This window comes from Pelagibius sp. (assembly GCF_028289705.1).
Taxonomy (GTDB): domain Bacteria; phylum Pseudomonadota; class Alphaproteobacteria; order Kiloniellales; family Kiloniellaceae; genus Pelagibius.
The window spans coordinates 1-10,243 of sequence record NZ_JANQOI010000131.1; the positions used below are offsets into that span (position 1 = coordinate 1).

The window sequence follows — 10,243 nt, forward strand, 5'->3', positions numbered from 1 at the left end:
CCGCCCCCCCCCCCCCCCCTCCGACGCCCCCCCCTGGATCGCCCCCCAGTGGGATACAGTGCAGCGGTGACCCCCTCACCCAGCTTCGCCTAAGCTCGATCTTTCGATTTCGCCAAGGCTTCGCAACCCTCTCCCACAGCGGGGAGAGGGAAAGCAATGTGCGGCTCAAGTATCCCTCTCCCCAGCGTGGGAGAGGGAGGGGCCCACGCAGTGGGAGGGTGAGGGGGACGCCCCCTTACTCCTCGATCAGCCTCTTCAAGGTCGGCAGGCGGTCGGCGTCTTCGATGGGTTTGTCCCAGCGGATGCGCAACGCGTACTTCGAAACGCCAGAGGCGCCGGCCAGAACGCTCATCAAGGTGCCGGATCCGGTGATTCCCGAACTGCTGTTTGCCTTGAAGATGAGGGAACTCCGCAAGTCGGCTTCTTAGGAGTCAAACTCCGATCGGCGCCAAACCCCCAACGCGCTTCACAGTTTTGCCGTCGCCGACCGCCAGCTGCAATAAACGGACCGCCGGCGCCCCTGTGTGAAGCGGCTCACATCCCTTTCCCGCCGAAGGGTGCTATCGGCAAGTGGTTTTGCCTGGATTGGCAGCGCCGACATTCGCCGATTGGCAAGCACGCATCTAGCGAAGCCAAGCATTCGGCGAAGGCGAACCACGCTCAAGACGATGGGGAGGGGAAAATGGTCGAGATTGAGAAAACAGAATACACAGTGAGGGAACCTGGAAAGCCCTCCAACAAATGCCCCGGTGTGGAGAGCACCTTCACCGAGCGGGCTGGTAGGAGGAGAGGCCAGCCGATTCCACAGATAATGGGGATCGCGCTCTCTCTGCTCCTTGCCGGCTGCTCATTTCAGCAGACCATCGCTGAGCATTCGATCGACTACAACAGGACTGTCGCTCAAAGCGCCGACGCTCAGGTTCTTCTCAACATTCTCCGCGCACGTGATCGCCAACCGATGCACTTTACGGCGATTTCTGAGTTCAATGCCTCGCTCAAGCAATCGTCAACAGGCACCTTGGGCCTGACTCTCCCGTTCGGAGGAGACGCGGACTCCGAATTCACGTTAAGCCCACAGCTTCAACTCAGCCAAGAAAGCAATCCAACCTTTAAGGTTACCGTTCTCGAAACCGCAAAGGATTTCTCGTCCGCTACATTGACACCGATCTCTCTCGCCGATGTAAAACTCTTCATCGACCAGGGTTGGCCTCTTGCACTTCTGCTATATCTGATCGTTGAGAGCGGTGAGGTTGTAGTGACCGATCCAGACCCAGTCCGGCCCGAAACACCTCCAGGCGGGACGGACATTACACCGAATCGCGCTCCGACAAATGAGCCTGAGAGAAGATTTGGGTTTGGAGATTTCCCTGAATTGAAGGACTCATGCAAGACTATCGGGGAACGTATCGAAAACGACCCTGAAGACCCAAAGCAGATGAAGTGCTTCCGAGAGATCGTCAGGTACCTTTCAGGGTATCGCAAAACTGGAAGTAGCGGGAGCTGCAAACAATCAATGACCGCTCCACTGAGGGAGCACCGGGTTCAAATCATAGAGACGTTCTCGGCGCGCTTTGTGGGTCCCAAGCTTGCGGATAAGGATCTTAAGGATGTCGAGAAGCTCGTGGAATTAAGTGAGAAAGGGTTCTCGCTTGTCGCGGATGGTAAGGATTACCGGCTTTGTGAAGCATCGAAGGCTACACACTTCTGTGTCGAGGCGGTTGACCAGTGCTCAGCAACGCGGAAGGCTCTGGATGCTTGCAATGAACTCATTAAGTCTTCCAATGTCTCTATGAAATCCAAGGAGTCAGATAACGCTAAAGATGAGTCCCCTCAGAATAAGACTACACAACATAGGGAGCAATCTATCGATGCCGGGAAAGAGATACTAAACTTGGAACTCGAAGTAGAGTTCGCAACGTCTGACACAGAGACGAAGGTACAAGAAGTGAATGTTCAGTTCACAGCGCAACTGAGGTCATTGCAAGGAATGCTCTACTATGCTGGAGAGCTCATGCGTGTGGGAGACCCCAACTTAGCGCTTGTTCCCAGGTCCGGCTGCGCAAAGAAAGACGACGACGAGACCTTGACGTCCGACCGAAAGCAAGAACCCTTACTCTGGAGCAAACCGCTACTAAAGGTCGAGTCAGGAAAGCCCGCAAAGGACGCCGCAGTCATCGTCAAGCATCAGGGCGAGTCCTTCTGGATTGAGAACCGTGACGAGAACTCCAGATCGCTATCGGTTCTCGCATTTCTGACGCAGGTGCAGGCGCTGTTTCAGAGCAGGGCCGACATTCCAACCTCTCAAACGGTCTTTTCGATCGATTGACCAACCCGGAACCCGGAGCCCGCAACTCATCGCCAAGGAAGCCTACTCCTCGATCAGCTTCTCCAAGGTCGGCAGGCGGTCGGCGTCTTCGATGGGTTTGTCCCAGCGGATGCGGTGGATGCGGGGGAAGCGCATGGCGACGCCGGACTTGTGGCGCTTGGAGCGGTGGACGGCGTCGAAGGCGACCTCCAGCACCAGGCCGGGCTTCACCGCGCGCACCGGGCCGAAGCGCTCGGTGGTGTTGGCGCGGACCCACTTGTCGAGGCGCAGCAGTTCCTCGTCGGTGAAGCCGGAATAGGCCTTGCCCACGGGCACCAGCTCCGGCGCACCGTCGGCCCCGTCGCGCCAGGTGCCGAAGGTGTAGTCGGAGTAGAGCGACGAACGCTTGCCGTGGCCGCGCTGGGCGTACATCAGCACCGTGTCCAGGGTCAGCGCGTCGCGCTTCCACTTGAACCAGGGGCCTTTGGGGCGGCCGGCGACATAGGCGCTGTCGCCGCGCTTCAGCATCAGCCCCTCGATGGAGCGTTCCCGCGCCGAGTCCCGCAGCGCCTGAAGCTCCTCCCAGCGCGCGAAGTTCAGCAGGGGCGAGAGGTCGATGCGGGCCGGCGCTTCCGCGGCGTGCCAGGCCTCCAGCCGGACACGGCGCTCGTCGAAGCCCTGCTCGCGCAGATCTTCCTCGCCGTGGAACAGAATGTCGTAGACCCGCAGGTGCGCCGGAAAGTCCTGCAGCATCTTCGCCGTCACCCGCTTGCGGTTGAGGCGCTGCTGCAGGTCGTTGAAGGGGGCGACTGTGCCGTCGCGCATCACCAGCAGTTCGCCGTCCAGCACGGCATCGAACTGCGCCGCCTCCATGAGGTCGGGAAAGGCCTGGGTGATTTCGTCGCCGGAGCGCGAGAACAGCCGCGCCTCCCCGCCCCCGGCGGCGAGCTGCACGCGGATGCCGTCCCACTTCCACTCGGCGCGGTAATCGGCCGGGTCGAGCTTCGCCAACTCTGCCTCGTCCAGCGGGTTGGCCAGCATGAGCGGGCGGAAGGCGCGGCGCAGATCGATCCGCGGCATGGGGCCCTCGCCCTCGAGCCAGGCAAAGACCTCGGCGAAGGGCGGTTTGACGCCGTGCCAGACCTCCTCGATCTCCTCCAGGGTGACATCGCCGAGCTGGGCCAGCGCGGTCTTGGCAAGGCGCGCCGAAACGCCGACACGCAGGCCGCCGGTGATGAGCTTCAGGAAAGCCCAGCGGCCGGTGGCGTCCAGGGCATCGAGCCAGCCCTCCACCAGCCCCGGCGAGTCGGAGCGGCTGGCGCTGGCGAGCCGCTCCACCACCTCCGCCAGCTCCGGCGGCCGGTTGGCGCCGGGCCGCTCGGGCCAAATCAGCGCCACGGTCTCCGCCATGTCGCCGACATAGTCGTAGGACCAGCCGAAGAGCACCGGGTCGACCCGCTGCTCGACCAGCCCGCGGATCATCGCCGGCTTGGCGGTGGCGAAGTCGAGGCGGCCGGTGAGCGCCGCCAGGGCATAGCCGCGGTCCGGGTCCGGCGCGGCGCGGAAGTAATCCGCCATGAGGGTCAGCTTGGCGTTGCGCCCCGCGGTGTAGGAGAGGCGGTCCAGCAGCTCGGCGAAGGCCTTCACGGTGCCGCCTCTTCCGCGGTTGCCGCTTCCTGCTCCTCCTCGCCGCGGCCGATGAGCGCCAAAGCGCGGGCGCGGATGCCCTTGGCGCCGGCGTAGTGGACCAGCGCCTCCTCGTTGCCGTGGGTCACCCAGACCTCCGGCGCGGCGACGTCCTCCAGGGTCTGCACCAGCTCGTCCCAGTCGGCATGGTCGGAGAGGATCAGCGGCAGTTCGGCCCCGCGCTGCTTGGCCCGCGCGCGCACCCGCATCCAGCCCGAGGCCATGGCGGTCAGCGGGTCCGGCAGGCGCCGCGACCAGCGGTCGTTGAGGGCCGAGGGCGGCGCCAGCACGATCTCTCCCGCCAGCTCCGCCTTGCCGGCGCCGGTGGCGGGCCTCAGTTCGCCCAGCTCGACGCCGAGTTCGCTATAGAGATCGCAGAGTCCCTGCAGCGCGCCGTGGATGTAGAGCGGCCGGTCGTAGCCGGCTTGGCGCAGCAGCGCGATCACCCGCTGCGCCTTGCCGAGGGAATAGGCGCCCACCAGAACGGCACGCTCCGGGAACTGCCACTGCGCCGTCAGCAGCATGGCAATCTCGCCCTCATCCGGTGGATGGCGGAAGACCGGCAGACCGAAGGTGGCCTCCGTCACGTAGACGTCGCAGGCCATCACCTCGAAGCCGGCGCAGGTGGGATCGGTGCGGCGCTTGTAGTCGCCGGAGACGATGATGCGGCAGCCCTGCCACTCCAGCACCGCCTGGGCGCTGCCCAGCACGTGGCCGGCAGGAAGGAAGGAGAGCCTGACCCCGCCGATTTCCCGCCGCTCGCCATACCTCAGGGGTTCCAGGGTACCGCCCGCCTCGGCGCCGTAGCGCCGCCGCATGATGGCCAGAGTCTCCGGCGTCGCCAGCACCGCACGGTTGCCGGGCCGGGCGTGATCGGCATGGCCGTGGGTGACCACGGCGCGCCCGACGGGCCGGTGCGGGTCGACATAGAAGTCCCCCGGCTCGCAATAGAGGCCGCGCTCGGTTACCTTGAGCCAGGATTCGGGTAAGACGGATGGCATAATCGATGGCCGGGGCTTTCCAACTGCACGAACGCTTGGCGGCGGATTGTATCACCCTTGCGGACTGGCCGCTCTGCCGCGTGCTGCTGATGAACGACGCCAGCTATCCCTGGCTGATCCTGGTGCCGCGGCGCCCGGCCCTGAGCGAGATCCACGACCTTGACCCCGGCGACATGCCCCAGTTCATGGACGAGACCTGCGGCGCCTCCCGCGCCCTTCAATCCAGCCTCAAGCCCGACAAGATCAACGTGGCCGCCCTCGGCAACCTGGTGCCCCAGCTCCACCTCCACGTCATCGCCCGCTTCACCGGCGACCCCGCCTGGCCCGGCCCGGTCTGGGGCAAGGCCCCGCCGGTCCCCTACGAGTCAGGAGCTTTGCAGGAGCGGGTGGCGATGCTGACAGGAGCGTTCAGGGAGACCTGACGGCGGCCGACCACATACTCCCTTAGCAGGGGAGTGGCATAGAAACGGGCTCCGCCCAGCCCGCAGCTCGGTTCGGTCTGGATGGACGCTCAGTGTTGGACCAAAGGGAAAAGCAAGGACACTGGCTACAGACATGGAGCCGACATGACCCCAACCAGTTTCGAGGCGCTGCAGAAGGACGTCTGCAGGCAGTATGGCGCCGAGTTTATCGTGGCTCCAGGAGACTCGAAACTGGGCATATCTCTCAACGTTCGGGATGGCGCCATGCCGCTGAACGGCCTGCGTCATCCACCTGTAGGGGATACTTGCGGCTGGTACATATATGCGGGCGAGGAACAGTCCGATGCCCCGGACTTTTTCGAGCCGCTGCATGTCAGGCACCTCGAGGATTGGTGCCCTCGGATTGTGAAGTACCTCGGCCTTCCTCCGGGTTGGCGGTTCCTTGTCGCGGGCGACTACGAAGACGTTTGGTACGACGGATCGCTCTTGGAGATCTAGGTCCCGCCGCAGTCGCCCCCTAAAACAAATTCTTCACATCCGACGAAAAGGTCGGGAAGGCAGAGATGCCGTCCTGCAGCGCGCTGGCGGTGATGCCGTGGCGCATGGCCATGGCGAAGAGGTGGATCAGGTCCTCGCCCTGGTGGCCCACCAAATGCGCGCCGACGATGCGGTCCTCCGCCGTGTCGGTCAGCACCGTGACGCCGATGCACCGTTGCATGTGGAAGAGGCGATGAAGCGAATGGACTTCGGCAAAGCTCTTAGGCCGTCCACCGGAGGACAATCGGAAAAGGCGAAGCAACGTTCGACGGTGCGACGGAATTGACCGATGCGTCGTCAGCTACGTCGATCACGTCGGCCTAGCGTGCCCAGGTTCAGCCCAACAACCCCAACAAGCCCGATCACGAATAGACCAATAGAAGCCGGGGTCGGAACCGCCGTCATCGAAGTCGTGCGCAGTGATGCAATCCAGGCCTCTTCTTTTCCAGACGGATTTGATCCGGTGCCTGCGATCACGAGCCCATCTGCCGAAACGGCACGAGCGGAATACAGGGTCCAGCCCGTAAGGTCGAGTTGGAAACCCGTCATCAGATAGTCTTGAAGAGAGCGCATTCCATCGTCGACGTCCCAGATGAAAGCTTCGGTACCCCGCGCTGAAATGCTCTCTCCGACAATGACCGAGCCGTCAGCCGATGTACCGTTGGCGGCACTGAGGAATTGTCCACCTGGCAGATCGCCCAACCCCACCATGCCGGTGGCCTCTGTCCAGCGGAATGCCTCCCTGCCCGAGGGACTAGCACCAAACCCTACGATGACGTTGCCATCCGCCGAGATATGTCTCGCATTGCTAGAAAACGAACCACCCGGCAGATCACCGAGTCCGACCATCCCATCAACCTCAGTCCAGCGGAACGCTTCATCGCCGCCCTGTCCTGAGGCACGACCGACAACCACCGACCCATCGCCAGAGACTGCATAGGCAGAGCTCGAAAATTGAATGGACGGGAAGTCTCCGAGACCCACCATACCTGTAGCTTCGGTCCAACGAAAAGCCTCAGCGGGGCCATTTGAACTTGCGCTGGACCCTACAATTACTGAGCCATCGTCGGACATACCAAATGCAGTGCTCGACACGAGACCGCCCGGCAAGTCGCCAATCTCGCGCATACCGTCGGATTCAGTCCAGCGAAACGCTACGAACCCCCGCGGACGATAGTACACTCCGGCGACCACCGATCCATCTGCAGACGTCGCCCTCGACTGGCTGAATTCAGTGCCGCCGGTGAGATTATCGATGTTGCCTATCCCGCTGCTTGCGGTCCATCGATAGGCTTGAGTCTCACTCGTGGCTTGGCTGCCACCCACGACCACAGTGCCATCGCTTGAAATCGCGTCTCCGTAGAACAGCACGTTACTGCTAAACGCGCCTCCCGGAAGATCGCCAAGGCCTTGGAAAATAGGAGCTGCCGCCGCCGACGAGGCAAGCGACACAGCGAACAAGGAACCCAACCCTACTGCCCTGACAAAGTCCGCAATCCAAACGGCGCAAGGCAGCGTCTCTTTCCCTGAAAGACTATTCACTAGCCCCCTCCCTGGGGTCCAACCCGCCGGAGTTGTCAAATGTCCGTGGACCAGGGTTCCAGATTGCGCGAATTGAGTCTATCTAATTCTACAAATAGGTTAGTCGACATTCATGTTTGTCTGAGGCTTGGAGACATCCACCGGACCGCCGCCCCTGCTTGCTGCTCTACCCTTCGGTGTCACTGTCACGCCAGAAGCCGATCAGTTGACATGGAAGCGGCCTGCCGGTCGGCAGGCTCCGGCTCGCAGCAGCAGGGCCGGTCCCTTTCGTGATGTGGTGCAAGAAGCGATGCCCAGAGATGTTCAAGCAAGCCCCGGGCGAGCCGGCGGCCTGAAAGTCGTTCAGCGAAACAACAGCCCCAAACTCTATCTCAGCGGCACGGTGCGAAACGGCAGGAAGGCACTGCGCATCCGCGAGAGCGCCAGCCTCAATACCGACCAGCCCGCAGCGCGGGGGGCGAATTGAGCATCAACTTGGCCCACATCTCCTAAAACAGATTCTTCACATCCGACGAAAAGGTCGGGAAGGCGAAGATGCCGTCCTTCAGCGCGCTGACGGTGATGCCGTGGCGCATGGCCATGGCGAAGAGGTGGATCAGATCCTCGCCCTGGTGGCCCACCAGGTGGGCGCCGACGATGCGGTCCTCCGCCGTGTCGGTCAGCACCTTGGCCCAGGCCACGGTCTCGGCATAGCTCTTGCCCGAGAACCAGCCGGTCATGTCGTTGGTGGTGACCTTGACGTCGAGCCCCTGGGCCTCGGCTTCCGCTTCCGTGAGGCCCACGGTGCTGAGCGCCGGGACCGTGTAGACGCAGCTCGGGATGACCCGGTAGTCCGGCTTGGCCGTGGGGCCGTCGACGATGTTGCGGCCGACGATGCGGCCCTCGTAGGTGGCCAGCGGCGAGAGCTGTGCCGAGCTTGTCAAGGAATCGCCGCAGGCCCAGACGGCGGGGTTGGAAGTGGAGCGCAGGTAGGCATCGGTCTCCACCGCGATGCGGTCGTGCTTCACGCCGCCCACGTCGAGGTCGAGGCTGTCGACGTTGGCGATGCGCCCGGCGCCGTTGATCACCCGCTCGGCGCCCGCCCTGTGCTCCTCTCCGCCGTGGGCATAGAGGACTTCGAGCCTGCCATTGGCCTCTTCGATGGCCTTCACCTCGACCCCGGTCCGCACGGTGACGCCGATACGCTCGCTTTCGGCCTGTACCCGGGCGACCGCATCCGCATCCATGCGGGGCAGCAGTTGCGGCATCACTTCCAGGATCGTCACCTTGGTGCCGGCGCGGGCATAGACATGGCTGAACTCCATGGCGATGACGCCGCCGCCGATGAAGACCACGTCGCCGGGCTGCTGCTCCTCGGAGAGTACCTCGTCGGAGGTGATCATGTGTTCGGCCCCCGGGATCGGCAGCGGGCGCGGCCTGGAGCCGGTGGCGATGACAATGTTGTCGCCTTCCAGGACCTCGCCCCCGACCTCCACCGAATTCGGGCCGACGAACCTTCCCGAGCCCTTGTAAACGTCGCCCCGCTTGTCCGCCGTGCTCTCCATGGCGCCGGGGATGAAGCTCACCATGTCCTTCTCCCGCCGGATCAGCTTGGTCCAGTCCAGGCTGGGTTCGCCCACGGCGATGCCATGGACGCCGGCCATTTCGATCTCGTGCAGGGCATGGGCGGCCGCGACCAGCACCTTCTTGGGGGTACAGCCGCGGTTCGGGCAGGTGCCGCCAAAATCCCGTTCCTCGATGAAGGCGATGGTCTTGCCTGCCTCATGTGCGATTGCGGAAACGCCGAAACCGGCATTGCCTCCGCCAAGGATGATGACGTCGTACTTCCTGGCCATGACCTGCTCTCCCAGTTGATTGATCGCAGCGGCGCTGCCCACCACCAGACCTTAGGCCATCCTGCAGACCCAAGGTCACAGAATCTTGTCGGACCCGCCGGCCGGGGCAGCGGCACCTTCCGCCGGCCTGCGGTCTGTGGAACAATGGTTGCCGGAGAAGACGGCTGCGGTCCGGCCTTGGGGAGACGACTGGGATGCACGCTAGCGTGAAGAGAACCGTTTTTGGGGTCGCCCTGCTCTGCCTCACCGCAGGCCCGCTGGCAGCGCAGACGGGCGACGACAAGCTAAAAACCCTGCTGGACGAACTCGATACCCTGATCGACAAGGGCGAGGCGCAGAACCTGGCCGACCCCTGGTTCCTGCAGGACCTGCGGGCCCTCGCGGAGCGATACGGGCAGACCTGGCCGGTGGTTCTCCTCGACCACCGTTTCGACTCCAAGGACGCCCTGCCGAAGGCGCCCTGGACCGTCAGCCAGGGCGAGATGAAGATGGACTGGTCGCGTGGCCTGCGCTCGCGCGTCGAGGCGACGGCCGCCGCCGAGGCCGAGGAGCCCAAGAGCGACAAGGAGGTGGCGGCGGCGATCATCGGCGGCATCCTCAACCAGGCGCTCGGCGGACAGCAGCAGCAGGGCAGCCAGGCGGCCACCGCCGATCCCTCCACGCCCGCCCTCGCCCGGGCCGCCGTACCCATCAGCAACGCCTTTCAGATGCAGGCCGAGATCAGCGCCCGCGCGCTGCCCGGCGCGGAAGACGGCGCCCTCGAACTGGGGGTCTATCAGAGCGGCGATGCCGGCTACCGCCTCGTCCTGGTGCCGACGGCGGCGGGGGGCGCAAAGGTGACCTTGCTGGCAATCTCATCGCGCGGCACCAGCCGGGTGATCGAGACTGCCGCCTATGCCCAGACCATCACCGACG

General features: G+C 63.7%; 9 protein-coding genes. 4 read left to right on the forward strand and 5 right to left on the reverse strand.

The features are described 5' to 3' along the window. Nucleotides 1–682 precede the first annotated feature (682 nt). Complete coding sequence (locus tag Q0996_RS17070) at nucleotides 683–2,326, forward strand: hypothetical protein (RefSeq protein WP_299622393.1); 1,644 nt, start codon at nucleotides 683–685, stop codon at nucleotides 2,324–2,326. Between the two features lie 42 nt (nucleotides 2,327–2,368). On the opposite strand, the gene Q0996_RS17075 is transcribed toward Q0996_RS17070, so the two are convergent. Beyond that, on the reverse strand, nucleotides 2,369–3,952 hold the full coding sequence (locus tag Q0996_RS17075; protein WP_299622395.1) for a cisplatin damage response ATP-dependent DNA ligase: 1,584 nt from the start codon (nucleotides 3,950–3,952) through the stop codon (nucleotides 2,369–2,371). After that, complete coding sequence (locus tag Q0996_RS17080) at nucleotides 3,949–4,992, reverse strand: ligase-associated DNA damage response exonuclease (RefSeq protein WP_299622397.1); 1,044 nt, start codon at nucleotides 4,990–4,992, stop codon at nucleotides 3,949–3,951. Before Q0996_RS17080 ends, Q0996_RS17075 begins: the two co-directional genes overlap by 4 nt. A gap of 5 nt (nucleotides 4,993–4,997) precedes the next feature. Here Q0996_RS17080 and Q0996_RS17085 point away from each other — a divergent pair, with 5 nt between their 5' ends. Further along, on the forward strand, nucleotides 4,998–5,414 hold the full coding sequence (locus Q0996_RS17085; RefSeq protein ID WP_299622399.1) for an HIT domain-containing protein: 417 nt from the start codon (nucleotides 4,998–5,000) through the stop codon (nucleotides 5,412–5,414). Nucleotides 5,415–5,558: 144 nt separating this feature from the next. After that, nucleotides 5,559–5,912, forward strand: coding sequence for a hypothetical protein (locus Q0996_RS17090; RefSeq protein WP_299622401.1), 354 nt, complete (start codon nucleotides 5,559–5,561; stop codon nucleotides 5,910–5,912). Nucleotides 5,913–5,931: 19 nt separating this feature from the next. Here Q0996_RS17090 and Q0996_RS17095 read toward each other — a convergent pair whose 3' ends face one another. The 3 genes from Q0996_RS17095 to Q0996_RS17105 all read right to left on the reverse strand — a co-directional run bounded on the left by Q0996_RS17095 (nucleotide 5,932) and on the right by Q0996_RS17105 (nucleotide 9,328). After that, the gene (locus Q0996_RS17095) at nucleotides 5,932–6,132 is read right to left on the reverse strand and encodes a hypothetical protein (protein ID WP_299622403.1); all 201 of its coding nucleotides are present in this window, start codon (nucleotides 6,130–6,132) and stop codon (nucleotides 5,932–5,934) included. Between the two features lie 116 nt (nucleotides 6,133–6,248). After that, complete coding sequence (locus tag Q0996_RS17100) at nucleotides 6,249–7,493, reverse strand: hypothetical protein (protein ID WP_299622405.1); 1,245 nt, start codon at nucleotides 7,491–7,493, stop codon at nucleotides 6,249–6,251. A gap of 488 nt (nucleotides 7,494–7,981) precedes the next feature. Beyond that, nucleotides 7,982–9,328, reverse strand: a complete 1,347-nt coding sequence (locus Q0996_RS17105) for an NAD(P)/FAD-dependent oxidoreductase (RefSeq protein ID WP_299622408.1) — start codon at nucleotides 9,326–9,328, stop codon at nucleotides 7,982–7,984. Between the two features lie 206 nt (nucleotides 9,329–9,534). On the opposite strand from Q0996_RS17105, the gene Q0996_RS17110 reads away from it, so the two are divergent. Then, nucleotides 9,535–10,243 (forward strand): hypothetical protein (locus tag Q0996_RS17110; RefSeq protein WP_299622411.1); only part of this gene is annotated, 709 nt, incomplete at its 3' end.

Coding starts and splice junctions, on each gene's coding strand:
- Q0996_RS17070 (WP_299622393.1), top strand. CDS start 683: ATGGTCGAGATTGAGAAAACAGAATACACAGTGAGGGAACCTGGAAAG.
- Q0996_RS17080 (WP_299622397.1), bottom strand. CDS start 4,992: ATGCCATCCGTCTTACCCGAATCCTGGCTCAAGGTAACCGAGCGCGGC.
- Q0996_RS17085 (WP_299622399.1), top strand. CDS start 4,998: ATGGCCGGGGCTTTCCAACTGCACGAACGCTTGGCGGCGGATTGTATC.
- Q0996_RS17090 (WP_299622401.1), top strand. CDS start 5,559: ATGACCCCAACCAGTTTCGAGGCGCTGCAGAAGGACGTCTGCAGGCAG.
- Q0996_RS17095 (WP_299622403.1), bottom strand. CDS start 6,132: ATGCAACGGTGCATCGGCGTCACGGTGCTGACCGACACGGCGGAGGAC.
- Q0996_RS17105 (WP_299622408.1), bottom strand. CDS start 9,328: ATGGCCAGGAAGTACGACGTCATCATCCTTGGCGGAGGCAATGCCGGT.